General features: G+C 31.6%; 13 protein-coding genes. 5 read left to right on the forward strand and 8 right to left on the reverse strand.

The window, feature by feature from the left end:
- Position 1: 1 nt before the first annotated feature.
- The 3 genes from V3Z67_RS07045 to V3Z67_RS07055 form a co-directional block, all read right to left on the reverse strand.
- Positions 2-1,084, reverse strand: coding sequence for a phosphoribosyltransferase-like protein (locus V3Z67_RS07045; protein WP_330442636.1), 1,083 nt, complete (start codon positions 1,082-1,084; stop codon positions 2-4).
- A gap of 1 nt (position 1,085) precedes the next feature.
- A complete protein-coding gene (locus tag V3Z67_RS07050; protein ID WP_330442637.1) occupies positions 1,086-2,987 on the reverse strand; it encodes a hypothetical protein in 1,902 nt (633 codons plus the stop codon).
- 230 nt (positions 2,988-3,217) lie between these two features.
- Positions 3,218-4,294, reverse strand: a complete 1,077-nt coding sequence (locus V3Z67_RS07055; RefSeq protein WP_330442638.1) for a hypothetical protein — start codon at positions 4,292-4,294, stop codon at positions 3,218-3,220.
- Positions 4,295-4,887: 593 nt separating this feature from the next.
- Between V3Z67_RS07055 and V3Z67_RS07060 the strand changes: the two genes are divergently transcribed.
- A complete protein-coding gene (locus V3Z67_RS07060; RefSeq protein WP_330442639.1) occupies positions 4,888-6,744 on the forward strand; it encodes a DUF262 domain-containing protein in 1,857 nt (618 codons plus the stop codon).
- 4 nt (positions 6,745-6,748) lie between these two features.
- Positions 6,749-9,079 (forward strand): DUF262 domain-containing protein, encoded by a 2,331-nt coding sequence (locus V3Z67_RS07065; protein ID WP_330442640.1) that lies wholly within the window; start codon positions 6,749-6,751, stop codon positions 9,077-9,079.
- Between the two features lie 140 nt (positions 9,080-9,219).
- On the opposite strand, the gene V3Z67_RS07070 is transcribed toward V3Z67_RS07065, so the two are convergent.
- The 3 genes from V3Z67_RS07070 to V3Z67_RS07080 all read right to left on the reverse strand — a co-directional run bounded on the left by V3Z67_RS07070 (position 9,220) and on the right by V3Z67_RS07080 (position 12,291).
- Positions 9,220-10,860: a hypothetical protein gene (locus tag V3Z67_RS07070; protein ID WP_330442641.1), complete on the reverse strand. Its 1,641-nt coding sequence runs from the start codon at positions 10,858-10,860 to the stop codon at positions 9,220-9,222.
- 545 nt (positions 10,861-11,405) lie between these two features.
- Positions 11,406-11,981: a hypothetical protein gene (locus V3Z67_RS07075; protein WP_330442642.1), complete on the reverse strand. Its 576-nt coding sequence runs from the start codon at positions 11,979-11,981 to the stop codon at positions 11,406-11,408.
- A 16-nt stretch (positions 11,982-11,997) separates the two neighbouring features.
- Positions 11,998-12,291 (reverse strand): hypothetical protein, encoded by a 294-nt coding sequence (locus V3Z67_RS07080; protein ID WP_330442643.1) that lies wholly within the window; start codon positions 12,289-12,291, stop codon positions 11,998-12,000.
- Between the two features lie 505 nt (positions 12,292-12,796).
- On the opposite strand from V3Z67_RS07080, the gene V3Z67_RS07085 reads away from it, so the two are divergent.
- Positions 12,797-14,047 carry a hypothetical protein gene (locus V3Z67_RS07085; protein ID WP_330442644.1) on the forward strand — a complete coding sequence of 417 codons (1,251 nt, stop codon included), beginning with the start codon at positions 12,797-12,799 and terminating at the stop codon, positions 14,045-14,047.
- Positions 14,048-14,338: 291 nt separating this feature from the next.
- On the opposite strand, the gene V3Z67_RS07090 is transcribed toward V3Z67_RS07085, so the two are convergent.
- Positions 14,339-15,214, reverse strand: coding sequence for a metallophosphoesterase (locus tag V3Z67_RS07090; protein ID WP_330442645.1), 876 nt, complete (start codon positions 15,212-15,214; stop codon positions 14,339-14,341).
- Positions 15,215-15,417: 203 nt separating this feature from the next.
- On the opposite strand from V3Z67_RS07090, the gene polA reads away from it, so the two are divergent.
- Positions 15,418-18,255 carry a DNA polymerase I gene (polA, locus tag V3Z67_RS07095; protein ID WP_330442646.1) on the forward strand — a complete coding sequence of 946 codons (2,838 nt, stop codon included), beginning with the start codon at positions 15,418-15,420 and terminating at the stop codon, positions 18,253-18,255.
- A 59-nt stretch (positions 18,256-18,314) separates the two neighbouring features.
- Positions 18,315-19,640, forward strand: coding sequence for a serine hydrolase domain-containing protein (locus tag V3Z67_RS07100; protein WP_330442647.1), 1,326 nt, complete (start codon positions 18,315-18,317; stop codon positions 19,638-19,640).
- A 33-nt stretch (positions 19,641-19,673) separates the two neighbouring features.
- Here the strand turns inward: V3Z67_RS07100 and V3Z67_RS07105 are convergent, their stop codons facing one another.
- Positions 19,674-20,699, reverse strand: a complete 1,026-nt coding sequence (locus tag V3Z67_RS07105; protein WP_330442648.1) for a LacI family DNA-binding transcriptional regulator — start codon at positions 20,697-20,699, stop codon at positions 19,674-19,676.
- Between the last annotated feature and the right edge of the window lie 370 nt (positions 20,700-21,069).

The following is a 21,069-nucleotide window of genomic DNA, read 5'->3' on the forward strand; positions in this document are numbered from 1 at the left end:
TTTATTTATGTCTTGTAACTCTAGGAAATAAACCAACAAAATTCTTAGAATTTTGCCATAGTAAAGGCATTGAGTTGTTAGGAGTATTATGAACCAGTACTAAAGGTAACGCACATTCATTATATCCTAAAAAATAATTTTCATGTTTCGCTTTTTTAAAATGTTTATCTACTATATCACTATCTATATATTTTTTTGATAACTCAATGAAATCATTATCATTATTAGGGGTTAATTTTATTATTTCATCGATAATTTGAATAACATCAATCGTAAAATTGAAATTTTTATCACAAGATTCGTTTTTCCACTTTTCTATTTCATTTTTTAGCTTATTAATAGATTCTTCAGTAGCTATATAAAATATAATTTTAATATCTATGGGTTGTGTTTTATCAATTAGCTGGTACAGTTCTGAAGAGGGTTCGTATATAGCACGTATTGTTTTATATATTTTACCTTTTTTCTCTGTTCCTTCTGTTCTAAAATAACTTGTTCCACTTGCTGTAAAATCATCAATTAAAAATATTGTATTATATCTTTCTATTATATTACTTTTTTTTAATTCAGAAAGCATATCGTCAACCTTTTCTTGATTTATTTGGTATGTTGGTATGACTTGTTCGTTATCTAAGCTACTATATCTTCTCAATTGATCAATTCTTGATCCATCGCTTAAACCAATAAAAAGACTTCTACGTATAATTTTTTTATACTCCGGACTATTAATAATTTGTTTAGTTAGAAAATGACTGATATTTAATTCTTTAGCTGTTTTTTGTATTAGAAAGGGATTAATCTTATCGCTAAATGTTATATTTACTAAATGTAGCATTTGGTCATTAGATATGAAAATTAATTTGCTTTTTAAAAAATTATAAGCAATTTGTCTTTCCTCTATTGAGTCAAATTGTTTAAGCCATTTAACAAGGCTTTCAATGAATTTTGTTCCGATTGAAAATTGTTGATATTCATTATATTTAAGGTTTGAAAGAGCTTGTATTAAAGGCCTTTCTTTACTTATTTCTGAGGAATTCCATTCCATAATTTTCACAAGTAATTTTTCTGCTAAGGCTGTTCTCATCTTAAATATTGATCTTAAAAATTCCTTTATCAATTACTTCTATAGCTTCAAAATATTCTAATGTTGATTCTACACAATTATTTCCCGTAGAAGAAAGGTTCCAGCAAGTATGAGGATCGTTAGAAACTTGATCAACACTTAATGAAAATTTGTTTGATAGAAGGTGAAAATCATTACCTGGCCACTTACCTCTATCGCCTATAAAAAGAAATTCTCTATTAAAATTTTTATCTTCAAGTAGATTTTTACAATAATTGATTATTGCATTTTTAGAGGTATTTATTGAAATAATATCTATTGAATGACTTGATTCTAAAATTTGAATGCTGAAGGCATGATTCTTTTTAAGAATATCAACAATGATATTTTTAATTAAATTAGAATTTATTTTATCAATGATTAATATAGTTAATTGGCCTTCTCTTAATTCCAACTCAATAAAATCCTTGATTAGCACTTCAGAGAGCAAAAGACTTTCTATTTCAAAAAGCAAGTCACTACTATTTTCTTTTAACGGGATATTACAATCATTTAAAGTACTAATTTGTGATCCATTATAGTATCCAATTATGAATTTTTCCCAATACTTTTCAGGTATCACTTTTCGAAAACTTTCTCTTACTGATTTTCCTCTCCCTGTTACTACACCAATAGTTATATTATTACTTAAAAAATTTATTATTTTTTCAATTATTTTTTTTCTGGGAACCCCAAAACGTTCTTCACTAGAACATAGTGTCCCATCGTAGTCCAGTAGGATGCCATTAAACTTTGCAACTTTCAATTCATTTATAAAATTTTTATATGCCTTTATCCACAAAGGGAGCATTTTTTCTGCAGATGCTAACCCTATATTTCCAAATTTTCTAGTTATTGCAATTTTCATTTTATGAGGAATTACATTTTTTTCTTGATAAAATTTGGAATATTTTAAATGATATAATTTACTTCCGTAATCTGGTACTCCTGGTTTTCCGGGATCAATATTTTTTAGTTTACCAACTTCATTTACTAAATAAAATGATTTTACAAGTAAATCAGTAGTTGCATTAGCCTTTTCGTAATTTGAATTAATTTTTAAACAAGGTATTTCTTTAGGTAGTAGACTTAATGTTTTATTAACTAATTCTTTATCTTCTTGAGTAATTAAAGCAACAATAGCAGATTCTTGTTTTTTCTTGTCAAACCAATTATGCCTACCATGTCCAAAATTTCGATAATCACTAACTAATATATTTCCAAGGCCTGCTTCAGAAAATTTTGATTCTATATCAAGAGCAACAGGCTTACTCCAACCTGCATATAGAACAGTAATAGTGAAATCTTTGTGTAAAAAATTTACAAAATTTTGTATAGCTAATGTGAATTCTCTTTTAGGCTCTAGTTCATTGATAAAGCTAAAAGAATTGTAAATTCTAGATATTATAGTTAGATAAGCTATCAATGAATTAGTAGCTAAAAAACCATCTTTACCAGCAGGATTTTCAAAATCAATCATACTGGATATAGAATATTTATTACTTTTTTTACTTAAAAGAGAGTTTTTATTTAAACAAATATTGAAAACTTTATTAGGTTCATTTTTTATAGTAGTTTCGAAGGCAAACAATATATCTGAATTTTTGCCACTCGCACTAATAAATACTACATTACAATTTTTATTAATTGCATTTTTAGAATATTGTAGTTCTAATGGTGTCATATCTGAAGCTATCAACCCTTTCTGTCTATGTAATAAAGCAAATAAAGAGCATGCACTTGATGAACCTCCGGAGCCAATGACCAATAGAGGTTTTTTAAACAAATCACTAGAAAGCTCTTCTAAATTTTTAATTTCAACTTCAGAAGCCCACTTATAGGTTTGATTAATTTTTTTTAGTTCTTCGTTAAAAGGCTTTCCCATTTTTATATTTTATAATTGGTTGTAAAGATATTTAGTATTACAAACTTTAAATTTAAGAAAGTATTTTTTGAAGTTTTCTCTTTTCATACTATATCTGTTTTAGTTAAACTTTTGTAATACCTTTCAGGTATATGTGGCAAATTTCGTCCATTTTTAATAGAAAGAATAGCTTTTAAATTCGATTTTAGAAGAATTATGTATAAAAATAATAACTACTTAGTGTACTGAATCTATTTCTGTGAAGATTTGTTATTTAAGCTCTCTTTAGTGATTGATTTTTCAAAAAAAGAATATAATGATTTCCAAAGTGTTTTCTCAGATGAAAATACGATAAGAGTTATCTTGTCAGAATAATCTTTTAGAAATTTTGTTGCAGAGGGACCTGGCTTTTGCGTACTTATCAATAGTAAATGTTGCCAATTCTTATTTTTCATTAGTTTAGGTAGTTTATCTATATGTTTTGCACTTATCGAATTATCAAAAGTTAGATAATCTACGACTATTAGATTATCTTGTTCATAGACATATCGAGCATAAGGTGTTGCTGATATTGATTCATTTTCATTAGAGTTGGCAGGTATATTATAATATTCTATAAAATCTTCAACTATTTTGTCTGACTTCAGCATTCTCATACTGTTATAAAGTTGATTTTCATTCTCTTCAAGCATTTGAGTGAGGAAGTGTATAGTATAGTAAAAGAGCCCTAGAATTACACCAGAAATAATAATTATTATATTTAAGAAATAATTACTTGGGGTGTCTAAAATATAATAATATATAAGAAGAAAAGCGTAATAGAGGTGTATAACTCGTGTGATAAGCATATTTTTATAATATTCAATTTCTTCTTTTGCAGCCTTTTTTCTATATTCTTTAATTATTTTATAGAAGTAGTCAAAATCTTTTCCTTTAATAATTTTATTACCATTATATTTTATGGCTCCAACTGCTATAAGTGGCCAGCGTATAATCCATTCATCATGTCTACTAGACATGTTTGGAACAAAATATTTTATTATGTAATCTACAAGAGGACTTATAATTATTCCTGAAACTAAATCAAAAAGAATTACTCGACTAATTAGAAATAAAAATACAGCTAGCAAGAGACGTCCTTCAATGATGAATGCATAGAAATCAAACCAAAATGAACTATTGAAAATATCTAATAGGATATAAGATGATATAAAAGTACTATACAGAAATGAGGCTAATACGATACTCATTGTGGTTCTTAACCCAAAAACTAAGTATTTTATTTTTTTTTCTGGTTCTTCTATCAGTTCTGTTATTATTTCAAACATAATAAAAAGATGTTACTATTTAATGTTTAAGTATTATTATTTGTCATTTGACGCTTCAATATTAGATTAACTCTATCAGCACATTTATGCCTAACTCATCTTTATATATAGGTGACCGGATTTTGGTATGTTAGCTAAAATGCGATCTACATATATCTTCACAATTGCTATTACCGTTTTACGGTTTTTTAATTTATTAGTTCTAATGTAATAAGTAGATTGATATTCAAGGTATGAATGTGTTTCATAAGCAAATGGATTAATCAAAAAGATGCCACCTAATCCTATTAGGATTAAAAATGTGTTTTTTTTTCTTTTTATTCCGGTGAACTCTTTGAAGTAATAATGGAGTACTATTGATAATCTAGGGATAAGATTGTGAAAAGATTGCATAAGGTAAGGTTATTGATTGCTAAGATATAAAATATATTTTTAGTTGTTAAAATATATATTTTCTTATACTTGAATATATTAATCAATCTGAGATATTTTAATAAATATGAGGTTTTTAATTATTATTTTATAGATTATTAATCTTAAGTAATACAGAAAATATTTGTTAAATTGCAGATATTTTTAACACACCTTATACTATGGAAATTTTGAATCAGACTACTGCTATCGTGGATTTGTTTGGTAAAGAGTTTATAATTCCTCACTATCAGAGAGGTTATCGCTGGGAAGCCCAAGAAGTTGAAGAATTACTAGATGATATTTGGAACTTTCAGAATACATCTAATAATGGAGAATTTTACTGTCTTCAACCTATTGTTTTACAGGAAAATAGAAAAAACACTTATACTGTTCTTGATGGTCAGCAACGACTTACAACGCTCTATCTTATTCTTACTTTCTTAGAAGATACGCGATTTGACTATGGCTATAATCAGGACTTATTTCATTTGAGATATGAAACACGAAAAGATTGTCAAGAATTTTTGGAACAAAAAAAATTTTCAAATGGAAGAGATGAAAGTAATATTGATTACTTATTTATCAGTAATGCATACGAAATCATAACACAGTGGTTTAAAGAAAAAAAACATGCTGGAGCAAAAGGAAAGCTCATACCAATATTAATGGACGCTAATTCGAAAAGTAATCGAAATGTAAGAGTTATTTGGTATACTGTAGAACCAAAAATAAATCCCATAGACATTTTTGTTCGACTTAATATTGGTAAAATACCTCTAACTGATGCTGAACTTGTTAAAGCTCTTCTTTTACAGAAGGATAAATACGATGAAAAAGAGCTTAAGTTTATGAAAATGAAGCTGTTTGAATTGGCTTCTGAATGGGATAGAATTGAGTACACATTGCAGGATACAGATTTTTGGTATTTTCTTAATAATAGTAATAATATAAAACCAACGCATATTGAATTCATATTGGATTTAATAGCAGATACAATTTTTAAAGAAAAACGTTATTTCGAAAAGAAACCACTTAAGCATGCTACTTTTTTAATTCTTTCTTCTTATCTACAGGATTTATTGGATAATGAGAATGTTGATAGGGTAGATGCTGTTGGAATGATATGGAAAAAAGTTACAGAATACTTTGAATATTTTTATAATTGGTATAATGATAGAGTACTTTTTCATTACATAGGTTATTTAATCACTATTTCATCTAGGCCCACATCTTTAATTGAAAATTTTATCCTTAATTCTAAATTATTAGGAAAGAAACAGTTTGTAATTTACCTAGAACAAATGATTGGGAGAAGCATACAAATTAATGGAACATTTAAAGACTTGGATGGTAAGGAATGCCTTTTGACGATTGAGGATCTCGTTTATGAGAATGAAGATCAGAAAAAAAATAATCGTCTAGAAATTCGACAAATATTATTATTGCATAATGTTGACTCGTCTTTACGAAGTGACAAAGAAAAAGCTAAATTTCCTTTTAACCTTTATAAATATACGAAAGCTAATCTAAGATGGAGTTTAGAACACATACATGCCCAGCAATCTGCATATATAACAAAAAGTGAGGGACAATATGAATGGCTTAGAGACCATATACAATCTTTTGAAAATCAAAATGATATTGATTATAGTTCTGTCCTAGATCAAATGAGAAATTTATATAAATCTGAAATTATTGATAAGGATGATTTCGAAACTATAGTGGATGATGTTTATACAATTATAAGTTCGAAGACCGGACAGAATCAAAATGCGATACATAAAATAGGAAATTTATGTCTTATTGATGGTCCTACTAATAGTTTACTCAATAATTCGGTTTTTGATGTAAAGCGTGAAAAAATAAAAGAAAGAGAGTCAAAAGGACATTACATTCCTGTGTGTACTCGTAATGTTTTTATGAAAGCTTATACTAAATATCCCACAAGTTATGCTTATTGGACTATGCAAGATCAACAAGCATATCTAACTGATATAAAAAAAGTTTATGATTATTATACGCGAAAAATAGTTTAGGGAAATGCGATTTACATTTAAAGAATTATTAGAAAAGTACAATGTTGTAATCCCTCAACTTCAAAGAGATTATGCTCAGGGACGTGAAATAGAAAGCGATTTAAGGAGAGGATTTATACTTAAGATTAAGTCTACACTCAGTAATGAAATATTAGAAGTTATGAATCTGGATTTTATATATGGTTATACTGAGATTGTAGGAAAAGAAAAAGAAAATTTTATTCCTTTAGATGGTCAACAACGACTCACAACTCTTTGGCTACTTTACTGGTATTTAAGTCCAAGAATTAAAGAAGTTTCTAAAGATTATACTTTTTATTATCTGAATAATGAAAGCATGAATTATTTACAGAATTTTAGTTATGAAACAAGAGTTTCATCAAAGAGATTTTGTGAATGTTTAATTAATGAATCCTTGAGCATAGAAGGATATGATTTGTTAAGTGAAAAGATTTTTGACTCTCCTTGGTATATGTCTTCATGGAGTAATGATCCAACAATAAAATCTATTCTTACTATGTTAGATACGATTCAGGAAAATATAAATGACAGGGAGACTGCATGGTATAATCTCATTCAAGGTAAGATAACCTTTGATTATATAGATATTAAATCAGATGAGTTCAGATTGACAGATGAGTTGTATATTAAAATGAACTCGAGAGGAAAACCACTAAGCGATTTTGAGAATTTTAAAGCTTTATTCTGTGGAATACTGTCAGGAAAAAGTACAGAGTATATCAATGAGAAAAAAATATTTGAGAATACAGAAGTAAGTTATCAGGATTATTTTGCCTTTAAAATTGATGGAGAATGGCTTGATCTTTTTTGGAAATATAGAAATGAAATTAGAGATAGTATTGATAATTGTATTTTGAATTATCTTTATTTTGTATCTGAGTTTTTATTTTATCGTTACGATGGAGATGACAGAATTTACAACGGAATATTACCTAAGCGTGATATTGATTTTCTTGGAAAAGTTTTCTCTGTTAAGGAAAACATTGACTTTCTATTCGATTCACTAGATTTCTTATCAGGTCTGGATAGCGTCTCTAATTTTTTTAGTTCATTATTTGAGAATATTGATACATTTGATAATTATGGTAAAAATTATTTTTTAAGGTGTATTACTAATATTGGTTTTGAAGTAAAAGATAAAACAATCTTTTATGCACTGTTAATTTATACAATAAAAACTAATTTTACATCAATCAATGATAGTTATAAGGAATATATTCGTATTGTTAGGAATCTATTAAACACAGTCCGTCAACCTAATCCTCATAATAGGATTGAATATATATCAAATCTTCGTTTGCCTAATGTTTCAGATTATTGTAGTTTTATAGATGGATTTATTTCTCTAATAAATAGTAACCCTTCTATTGGAACCTATCAGATACTTGCAAAAAATGAATTTATGGGTTTCACAAGAGATAGTATTAGAAGTGAAAAATATAAGGCGAAAGCAATTATAGATAATCCAGAATGGAAAAATGCTATTCATAGTCTTGAAGAGAATTCTAATATACAGGGTAATACCATTAATTTTAATTTTGAGCAAGAGAATACAATAGAAAAAATTGAAGCTTATTTATCTCTATGGTCAAGTTCTACCAAAAATAGTCTTTTAGTACGTGCATTTTTATGTTATGGAGATTACTCAGTCATGACACATTCCCGATCCTCTATAGGTTCTATTAGGTATTTTGGTATTAAAGGCAATTGGGGAAGAATTCTTACTGCTACAGAAAAAAATGAGAGAAAAAAAGTATCTTTAATTTTAGATAAATTTCTTACTGATTATATTAATAATGAAGAAGATACTAATAGTAAAAAACTAGAGAATATTATAGCTAATTATAAAGCAGATTTACGAGACTGGCGCTATTATTTTATAACATATTCTTCAATTACAAAAAATAATTATGGAAGGAAGCTTAATTTATTTTCATGCTTAGATGATGAAAGGTTTGAGATAAGTCAGCTGGGTAATGCGGGAAAACAACCTCTTCATTCTTACCATCTAAATTCATATGAAATTGCATTACGTAATGAGTTTAAAGATAATAATCGGATTATTTTATACTATGGTAGATTTAGTGATTTAAGTTATATTAAAATTGACGAAAAAATACGAATCGAAAGCACTAGACTAGGATGGCAAATTTATTTATTAAAAGATATCGATGAGGCTTGTAAAGTTTTGTTTGATAAGTATCGTCTTAGCTATGATTTAAACGCATCAATTATATTAAAAGAAACAGAAAAAAAGGATCGTATACAAATAGCTATTAGCTTTATATTAGATATTTTAAACTTGAATTATTAAGTGCTATTTTTAAAGATGTTGAAATTATATATTATAAATATCTGAGTCTTTAATAAAAAAATCTAATTATATGCAAGGTAAGCCTCTGTGTATTTAATTTCGATTATTGAGTAATATTTAAAAGAGAAATTTAAGTTAATCTACTCAAAGTTTAGCCAGTCTTGTGCTTCTAGTTTATCTGATCGAGTAGGTTTTTCATTATCTTTAATATCTAAATCATCGTATATTTCCGTTACAACTTCTTCCATTAGTCCAAGTTCCTTTACTTTAGCTACAGTTAATTCATAAGGTTCTCTATTTCTAATATGATCGTATGTGTAAATAGCGGTTTGTGCATACAGGGTTGGATCTACTTTTTCAGCTTCTTTAACCCTAATAGATACCGGTCGTGGTGAAAACTTATCAGGATCTATATTACCTATCATATACTTTAAATTTTCTATAATAAGATTTAATTCTTTAAAGGTTGTAGCATTTATATCTTGTGGAACTGGTAATATATCTATCAAGGATTTATCATTTATACCAATGCCCGATATTTCATATTCCACTTTACCCAAATTAAGTTCTGCAAGGGCACCTACACTAGCATAGTTTACATTGGTGCCAAATTCAACTCCTGTAATTTTAACTAGAACATTTATACCAACTGCGTAGCGGGTTTCTAATACCTTATTTCCGCTGCCATCGGTATTGTTAACGTAGGTGAAAAAACCTATACGTCTACCAAACAAGTATGAATTAAATTTACCTGAAGTATTTGATATACCAGCCAATTTAAGTTCTGATGAATATTCTGAACTGATATCAAAGTTTTCTTCATCTAATGCTTTGGGTCTAGTTGCCCAGTCATTCATAGGGTGTGGTTTATATGGGCTATCTTCTGGTAAATTGCTTACAAATGCGGAGTCTATTTCTACCCAAGAGCCGTCATATGGTGTCTTTTTTACTTTATTAAAAGAACCTGCTATCCATTTTTTTGCAGCATCTTTTTGAGATTCAGTTGGCGCTAGGTATGCATTTTCAATATCAAAATAGCGATAGATAAATTGTAAAACGTCAGAATCAAATTTTAATTTTTTTACAGTATCAGAAGTTATACAGTCAGCCAATGGTAGGCCTTTCATCACACAAACCGAAGCATAGTAAATTGCTCTTGAATTAAGTTTGTCTGGTACTATTTGTTTGTTTTTTAATACCTCAATGGGAAAAAGTGTAGTGGTAGGCATATTATTAATATGCATTTTGGCTTCGTTAAAAAAGTTCTGTATTTTTTCAAAAATTTCAGTAGTAAATTTTCCTTCTCTACTTGGTAAATGTTGTGCTAACTCCGGGGTTAGTATACCATATACCGTTATTTTATAAAATACTTCTGATAGATTCATAGATGCCGCGGCTGCTAATATGCCATAGTTGGCGTTTATTTTTGTTTTTACTTCTTTTGCCTTTAAAGTAAGTTCAAAACCAATACCAAACCTACGTAAAATAATAACTTCGCCCTCACCATCTGTTACTCTTTGGTAGTTGTCTGACATTATGGAAGCAACATAGCTAGTATGCATAGTGTCTATATTAGAGTTTGCATTGACAAAAGGGCCGAAATTAAACTTCTGTTGACTTTCAATATCTGATATTCTCTGGTGTACTTTAAACTCTACAAGACTAATATTATCATCGTTTTTTACCCCGCTTGCTAACTGCGTATTAAGCTCATCAATAAGTTCTTTAGGAATATTCTCGTTTTCTAAGTTTTCTAAAAAAAACATTTTAGTTTTTATCATAGTAATGAGTTTTAGTTGTTACGTTTTGAAAACTAAAAAATATCTTGGGTTTGTTAAATACCTAAGAGTAGGTATATTGAATACTTGTTCGAAAGACTTTTTTATTAAATTTCACTTAAAATAAATTTAAGTAAAAAAAATAATATTCTGATTATCACAATGTTATTATTTAGTTACTCATTTTTAATTTTTCATAACATTTTGAAGATGTCTTATAAAGACCACGAATAGGACTTATACCGAGTATATAACTTTTGATTGTAATTCAAAATGATGATTTCTATATTTTACGGTAATCAAAAGGAAATTGATGCTTGTATAACGGAGTATCAATGCTGCCTAAAGACTAAGTATAATATTATGTAGGTAAAGTATTAATGATATATAATAAATGATTCTTTTTTTACCTTAAGATATTCAGTTTAGATATTTATTATTTAGCGAAATTCCACCCTCCTCTTTTTTGATGTAATTAGGATTTAATATGTCTCAATGAAAAACAACCTGTTAATTTGGGCTGTTTTGTAAATTAGTTATTCCAGTAATTACTTAGTGAAATTAGCGATATTTGTATAATTTCTTTTTGCATAAATAAGCTCACCTTCTTTTTTCTTTTTATCTTCAGGACTCTTCCATTGAAGTTGCTGAATTACATCATAGTTTTTCTTATAATATTCATCGGCCATTACGTCTTTTTCTTTCCTGTCTATTGATGTAGATGTTGCTAACATTGTATAGAAACCGGTAAAGTGGGCCAAGTTGTTTTCTATCGCAAGGGATTCTTTAATGTAAAAAAGTTTCTGATCTTCTGTGGCTTCTTTCATTAGTCGGTGTTTTATGACTGTTAACCACATGTTTTTTAAGTTTGTTACATAGTCCGGATTAGCTGTTGATATATCTTCTTTATAGAGTTCTATTAATTCATCTACTGAAAGGTTGGCACTCTCTCCAAATGCTGAGTAGATTATTCTGTCCCTGGGAACATCTCCTTTCATTCTATCTTCACTAACTTTTTCGGATTTTAACGTAAGGCCTTCCTCTGTTGTTTCTTTATCGTCTGAACAGCTTATAATGCTGGTAAAACTTATAAGACCTACTATAGTATATATAAATTTTTTCATTTTAGGTTATTATTTATTACGCTGCCTCATCGCAACAATCCTGTTGAGCTAAAGCGCTTGAAGGATAAGTGCTTTCCGATGTCATTACAAAATTATCTCGTCCGGCAGGTATCCATGTAAATGAATATGCATTACCATAGCCCGCTGCTATTTCTCTACAACAATCATCTATTGGTCGCCCTGGATCCAAAATTTGATATTCAATAGTTGTTCCTGATGCCTTACTTCCGCAACCACATGTTAATGTTTGTGGAAAAGCTGTCGTTAAACCACCACATACCAGCAGAGCTGAGTAGATTACTTTTTTCATAATTGTAAAAATTTAATTAGTTGATAATTAACAAAGTAAAGTTGTTTACACTTTAATGACTGTTAAAAAAATATTAAAGTAGCTTCATTAATTATCTATATGATTATAGAGAATATTTATTTTTGATTACGAAATTTCTCACCTATTAGCAAACTTTATAAAATAGTAATGTTTGTAACTTAATTTATCATAAGTAGATAAAATTATGATGGTTTATTCTGGTAAGATAGTTATATTAGTAAATGTCTTATTGAAGATTTAAAATTTGTATTCTATGACCAACCTTTGAATAATGGGGCTAAAGTATGTTTGAGTCCTACTCTGAATAACTAACTCCTTGGGCTAGGAGGAAAGGAAAATCATAATGACAATATTACACTTTTAAAGCTTTAAAAGAAGTTTCAGAAAATTGAAAATTTTTATAAGTAATATCGCAAGCTTGTAAATGAAATCTTTATATATAAATTTTAAAATAGTTTATTTTTGAATAATAATTAAGGATAATATGTATAGAAGATCAAGAAATAGAATTTTTAGCGGGAGTGGTTCGATTAGGGAATACTTTAAACCAATAGTACAAAGTATCACATCTGAAATAGAAAATCTTTCAGAGGATTATATATTAAACGTAAGTGAGGAGCAATTTTCGGAATATATGATTAACAAATATACTATAGATTTTCCCGAAATTGAGTTTGACAATGTACAGGCGGATAGTTATGAAAAAGAAATAAATATTAGTGATTATCCACACATATTTCGGGGCGATGGAGCTGAAAAACACAAAGCTCAAATTGTATGTTTCTACATCCCAGTAAACGGGAACTCTGAAATATTAAAATACTGTCCTGGTATCAACTCGATAACGATTAGCGGAGGGCAATGCGATTTCGAGGTAAGCTCTTCAAAATTAAAATTGGAAGTTCCTAACTTTTATAATGATCCTAAAAAAGTAAAAGATACTTATGAAGAAAATAGTAGAAATATTCATCGAAAGTTGGATGATTTATTAAGTGATATAAGATTATTTAATAATTCACTTAGTAATAGTATAATGAAGAGTTTTAGAAATCGTAAAAGTAGTTTTATGAAAAAGAATGAGTTTATGTCTTCACTAGGAGTGCCGTTGAAACAGAATTTGAACACTCCACAAACTTTTTCAGTTCCTAACCCCATTCTTAGAACTAAAATTGCAATAGATAGGCCTTCAGTTAAAAATGAAACTTTTAGACCTGAACCAACATTAAACAGTGATGTTTATAATCATATATTAAAATTAATCAATGATCTTGGTAAGAATTTTGAACGGATGCCGAGTATTTATAAAGATAAGGGAGAAGAAGATTTAAGAGATCATATTATAATGGTACTTGATCCTAACTTTCAATATGGAAGTGCTACTGGAGAAACATTTAACAAGACAGGAAAGACTGATATTCAATTGCGTTACGATAGTTCTGTTGTTTTTATTGCAGAGTGTAAGTTTTGGACTGGAGAGAAGGGGTATTTGAATACAATAGATCAATTACTTGGGTACCTAACATGGAGGGATACAAAAGCCTCAATAATAATTTTTGCTAGACAAAAAGATTTTTCAGCTATAATTTCAAAGGTATATGCTGTAACTCCAACTCACTCAAACTATTTAGGTTTTGTTTCCAAAAGTGATGAAAATTGGTTCAACTATCGATTTCATATTAATGGTGATAAAAATCGTGAGATAAAACTAGCCATTCAGTTATATCATTTATCCTAGTATTTGAAATTTTTAAATATTACGAATAATCGAATTTTGATTATGAAATTTCTCATCTAGTTGCATTTTTTCTAATGCAGTAGTTTTTTTAACATTTAGTTTTTATTTTTAAATGTAGTAATAAATCTTTATAATAATAGAAAGCATCATCACAAATTTTGTTCAATTAAAACTAATATATCTCAGATAAAAACGAATAATTATTGTACAGTTATTAACAAACAAGTTTTCGGTTTGTCTCAACAACTTCTAGTAAATATATTGTATCTCACTTACTTTTACTAAAAAGTCTCATCTACTTTTATTTTTTACACCAATAAGAGCAATCTCGTCATCCCCTTTTCTAAGCTTTACATTCTCATTAAGCAACAGCTTGAAATCAATTTGCCTGTGCAGGTCTTTAATAGCATCAAAGTTTTCATTCTTATCCTTTTGCGAAGGCCAGGTAACATACTCACCATAATCATGATTCCCCAAAACCGAAAACTTACCAAACTGAGGTGTTTCAATAGACTTAAAAGTCTCAATCCACGGATTCATCTCATCGGCATGCGTGTTTACAATATCACCGGTAAACAATATAACGTCTGACTTTTGCTCATTAATCATATTAATGGCATGTTCAATTTCATGGTGGTTATCAAAACTACCGCTATGCACATCAGATATCTGCGTAATGGTAAACCCATCAAAACTATCCGGAAGATCGGGATAATAAATCGTTTTTTTATGCACCTTAAAATTGTACTTCCCTTTTGTCATACCATATAATAAGGAAAGAAAAGGTATTGCTGCCGCACCAAGTGCGATCTGGCTAACAAACTTTCGCCTGCTGGTAAGGAAAGACTCGTTTGTAGTACCCGAGAATTCCTTAAGGAACCCACCAATAACACGAATAATATCTTCCCCAAACATAAAAGCCATAAGGAGCATTTTAGGGATATAGGTTATTAACAATAACCCTATGGTAAACAGGGTATATTTATTTTGCCCCACACTTCGGTCAAACTGAGTGGCAAACGAGTAAAATATATAAACTACAATTAAAAGGGAAATTACCTGATAAGCAATAAGCACCCATTTTATTCGGGTTAATGTTTTTACAGCCTGAAAAGCATATAGCTCAACTAAAACCACAAAAACAAAAAGTATAATCCAACGTAACATCTAATTATTTTTAAATAAGTGGGAATAAAGGTATTTCAAAAAAACACCCGATATCCAAATTTAACAAAGTTTCGCATGGTGCGCCTAAAAAAACGCACCATAAAACAATAAACGACACAGTAGCATTTATGTAACACAAAAGCCTGACATATTATTCTTATTCTGCACCAGTTTGTTTATTTTTACGCCAAATAGATTTTATCATGTCACAGCAAAAACGACTTTTCCTTCTCGACGCATATGCATTAATTTTCCGTGGTTATTATGCCTTTATCAAAAACCCAAGGATAAACTCCAAAGGAATGGATACATCAGCCATTATGGGATTTATGAACTCCCTATTGGATGTGATAAAGCGTGAAAAACCAGACCATTTAGCCGTTGCTTTTGACAAGGGAGGGAGTGCCGTGCGTACTGAAATGTTTACCGAATATAAAGCCAACAGAGATGAAACCCCGGAGGCTATAAAACTGGCAGTTCCTTATATACAGGAAATCCTTAAGGCGATGCATATCCCAATTGTGGAGCTTGAAGGCTGTGAGGCCGATGACCTTATAGGAACCATTGCAAAACAGGCCGAAAAACAGGGTTATCAAACTTTTATGGTAACACCCGATAAGGATTTTGCCCAGCTGGTTAGCGAAAATATTTTTATGTACCGCCCTGCCCGTATGGGTAACGGTATAGAGATATGGGGAGTACCCGAAGTACTGGAACGTTTTGAGATAGAAAGACCGGAACAGGTAATCGATTTTCTGGGTATGATGGGCGATGCTGTAGACAATATACCGGGACTACCGGGTGTAGGTGAAAAAACAGCCAAAAAATTACTTAAAGAGTACGGCTCTATGGAAAACCTTTTAGCCAACACACACGAGCTAAAAGGTAAAATGAAAGAGAAGATTGAGCAGAATGCCGATCAGGGGAGACTATCAAAAGTACTGGCTACGATTATTACCGACTGTGATGTAAAGTTTGATGAGAAAGACTATGAGCTTTCCAAACCGGATACCGAAAAAGTGGAAGCCATTTTTAATGACCTTGAGTTTAGAAGAATGGCCGACCAGTTCCATAAACTGTTTGCCGATGGTGAGGAGTACAGCGAAATTTCAAATAATAGTACTGCCCCTACCAAAAAGGTAGCTAAAAGTGACGATCAGCAGTTTTCACTATTTGGAGGCGGAGAAGAAACTCCGTCAGCCGACACTGCAACCGAGAGCTTTTACAAAAACCTGGAGACCACAAACCATTTTTACCAGTTGGTTCAGGGCAACCTTGCAACCGGATTGTTAATTAAAGACATACTGAAACAACCTAGTGTTTGTTTTGATACCGAAACCACAGGAGTAAATACACTTACTGCCGAACTGGTAGGCATGTCATTCTCATGGGAAACCGGAAAAGGTTTTTACATTCCGTTTCCTGAAAACAGAAATGAAGCACAGGAACTAATCAATAAATTCATTCCGTTTTTTGAGGATGAGAACATAGAAAAAATAGGTCAGAATCTTAAATACGACCTGCAGGTACTTTCCAACTATGGCATTACCGTTAAAGGGAAAATATTTGATACCATGATTGCCCATTACCTTATTAACCCTGATATGAGGCACGGTATGGATATACTGGCAGAAACCTACCTGCAGTATTCGCCAAAACCTATTGAGGAACTTATTGGCAAAAAAGGTAAGAACCAAAAGTCAATGCGTGATGTGGAATTAGAACTCATTAAGGAATACGCATCTGAAGATGCTGATATTACCCTACAGCTAAAAGAGCTTTTTGCTCCACAACTGGAAGCTGCCGGAACACGCAAACTGTTTGATGAAATAGAAATCCCGTTAATGCCCGTACTGGCCGATATGGAACACGAAGGCATTAGGCTTGATACTGATTACCTGAAACAGCTTTCTACAGAACTTTCAAACGATGCTAAAACATTAGAGCAACGTATTTATGAAGTTGCCGGAGAAACATTTAACCTTGCTTCCCCAAAACAGTTGGGCGACATTTTATTTGACAAACTGAAAATAGGCGGAGCCAAACAGAAAAAAACCAAAACCGGACAGTATGCTACCGGTGAGGAAGTACTTTCTTATCTGGCAAAAGACAACCCTATTGTACAGGATATTTTAGACTGGCGACAGTTGGTTAAACTGCAAAACACTTATGTGGATGCACTACCCTTGCAGGTACAGGAAACCACAGGCCGTGTACATACCGACTATATGCAAACGGTAGCAGCTACCGGACGGCTAAGTTCCAACAACCCTAACCTGCAAAACATCCCTATACGTACCGAAAGAGGACGACAGATACGTAAGGCCTTTATAGCAAGAGATGAAAACTACACCCTTGTTTCTGCCGATTACTCGCAAATAGAGCTTCGTATTATTGCTGCCCTAAGTGGTGACCCCGAAATGGTAAAATCATTCCAAAACGGAGAGGACATTCACGCCTCTACTGCTGCAAAAGTGTTTAATGTACCGCTTAATGAGGTAACACGCGAACAGCGTAGTCATGCCAAAACGGTAAACTTCGGTATTATATATGGTGTTTCAGCATTTGGGTTAAGTAACCAGACATCGTTAAGCCGTTCGGAATCAAAAGAGCTTATCGACACTTATTACAAAACCTACCCTACCCTTAAAAAATATATTAACGACCAGATAGAGTGGGCACGTGAAAACGGTTATGTTCAAACTATATCAGGACGCCGCCGTTACCTTAAGGATATAAACTCGCAAAACGCGGTAGTACGCGGAGCAGCCGAACGTAATGCCGTTAACGCACCAATACAGGGTAGCGCTGCCGATATTATTAAGATTGCGATGATAAACATCCATAAAAAACTAACAGACGAGAACTGGAAGAGCAAAATGTTACTACAGGTACACGATGAGCTTGTGTTTGATGTTCACAACAGTGAGCTGGAGAAAATAAAACCAATGATTAAGCATGAAATGGAAAACGCCTTTAAAATGGCAGTACCGCTTGATGTGGAAATTGGCGAAGGCCACAACTGGCTTGAGGCACATTAATACTGTAACAACCAGGCATTTCATCCGTCTAATTGTTAAACCAACAATTAAAACCAGCTATGAGAAAAACCGCTTTATTCCTATTTTTCTTAATGGCTTCGGCGCAGGGTATTGCCCAAACCGAACCCAAGTTTAAAAAAATAGACCAGCTTTTAAACCACTTTTACACCAACGACCGCTTTATGGGATCAGTCTCCATAAGAGAAGGTAACGATGTGGTTTTTGAAAACGCTTACGGTTATACCGATGCAGAAAACGGTATTAAAGCCAATACCCATACCAAATACAAAATTGGTTCGATAACAAAAATGTTTACGGCTGCTATTGTGCTTCAGCTAATTGAAGACAAAAAGCTTACACTGAACACCAAACTATCACAGTTTTATCCGGAGGTAAAAAATGCCGACAGCATAACCATAGACCATTTGCTTAGCCATAAAAGCGGTATTTATAACTATACCAATGCCGATGATTTTGTTGATTACACCAAAAATGCGCAAACTAAAATGGACATGCTAAAAAGGATTTCAGGATTTGACCCTGTGTTCAAACCGGGTGAAAAAGCCGAATACAGCAATTCCAACTATGTGCTACTGGGCTATATTATTGAAGATGTAACCAAAAAAACATACAAAGCAAACATTAACAACAGAATCACAAGACCGTTAAAACTAACCGACACCTATTACTACTCTAAAACCAACCCAAAAAGAAACGAGGCCTACTCGTATACTTTTGAAGGCGGTAAATGGGTACAGTCGGACGAGTGGGACAGCTCTGTAGCCTATGCTGCGGGCGCACTGGTTTCTACCCCTAACGACCTTACCAAATTCATAAAAGCTCTGTTTGACGGAAAAATAATCAAAAAGGAGTCGCTTGAAATAATGAAAAGCATTGATATGGGGTATGGCAGGGGAATGTTTATTTTTCCTTTTAACAGCCGTAACTTTTACGGTCATAACGGCGGCATAGAATCGTTCAGTTCTGTTTTAGGTTACTACCCAAAAGAACAGATGTCAATATCAGTTATTCAAAATGGCAGTAACTACGACCTAAACGAAATTTTAATAGGCATTTTAAGCTGTTATTACAAAATACCCTACCCATTACCTAACCTAACTGTTGCAGATGTAGCTCCTGAAGTTTTAAAAGGTTATGAGGGGACTTATGATTCTTCTGATATTCCGTTAGAGATAACCGTTAAACATACCGAAGACGGACTAACAGCCCAAGCCACAGGGCAAAGCGCTTTCCCGCTAACCCCTACCAGCGACACACAGTTTATATTTAACCAGGCGAATATTGAAATAACATTTAGGGATAATAACAGTTTTGTACTCAAACAGGGACAAATACAGTTTAATTATACCAGAAAAGAGCAATAAAAAAGCCTCCTAAACGGAGGCTTTTTTATTGTTTTATAACTTACGGGTCGATTCCCTTTGTCTTAATTCGGTTTTAATTATACGGGTTTCATAATCTGGCTCCTCTCCTTCTTTGGCTTCAAGCCTGTTAATAAGCATTTCTGCCGCCGCCGACCCAATTTCAGGTCCGTGCTGACTTACTGTGCTAAGGCTTGGCGTTAGCCTTCTGGACCAAACCCCATCGGCAAAACCGATAATGGAAAGCTCTTCCGGAATTTTAATACCTTTCTTGATAGCCGCTTTCATTGCCATTACAGATGCGTGCTCATCAAGCGCAAAAACCCCATCCAGTTTATTATTATCAAAAAGATCCTGAAATTTAGTATCAAACTCTTCGGTGCTTTCTGTTCTCAGGATTATTTTCTCGTTTACCTCAATTCCGTTTACGGCAAGAGCTTTTAGATACCCTTCTGCTCTTAATTTACCAACACTAAGGTTATCAATAGTAGAAAATAGTGCTATATTCCTGCAGTTCGATTTTATGAAATGATTCATAGAGTATACAGCCGAATCAAAGTCATCTACAATTACCTTATCACAGCTTACTTCGTCAGATATTCTGTCAAACATAACTATAGGCAAATCATCTGACATTGCCTCCTTAAAGTGTTTGAATTCACCTTCCTTCTGTGTCTCTTCTGATATAGAAAGGATAAACCCGTCTATAGTACCATTACTAAGCATATCCATAGCGTGGATTTCCTTTTCAAGCGATTCGTTAGAGATACAGGTAATTACATTGTAACCCTTTTCGTTAGCGGTTTTCTCTATACCGCTAAAAACCTTGGCAAAAAACGGATTCAGGATGTTTGGAATAATAACCCCAATGGTTTTAGACCTTTTATTTTTAAGGTTCACCGCCATGTGGTTAGGCTTATAGTTTTTAAGCTTGGCAAACTCCTGTACTTTAATTTTTGTAGGCTCACTAATTTCAGGGCTATTGCTTAAAGCTTTAGATACTGTGGATACAGAGACATTTAGCTCTTTTGCGATCTGTTTTAATGTAGCTTTTGGTTTCATATACTGCGGATAAATTCTTAATGTAAAGAAACAAAAAAAAATGAATTTATAACGGTTATCACACTAATAAAAAGGATTTAGAACACTAAAAATCTATTATTTTTCATCCTTTTTATTAAAAAAGTAAAATCACCCTCCTTTTAAAACATCCTTAACTCACATACCGCTAACCCTTTGAAACAAAAGAGTTAACAATTAAAAAATATTCAAAATAACACCTATAAATGCATCATTAAAAAACAAACAAATGTTAAAAAAATACAAAAATGAGAATATACCAAAAACCAACATTGAAAATAAGGCGTAAGTAAAAGCATCAACCGTACACTAAACCTACATCGGTAAAAAAGCAATTATTATTAACCTCAAA

Source organism: Flavobacterium sp. C4GT6, from assembly GCF_036347315.1.
Taxonomy (GTDB): Bacteria; Bacteroidota; Bacteroidia; order Flavobacteriales; family Flavobacteriaceae; genus Flavobacterium.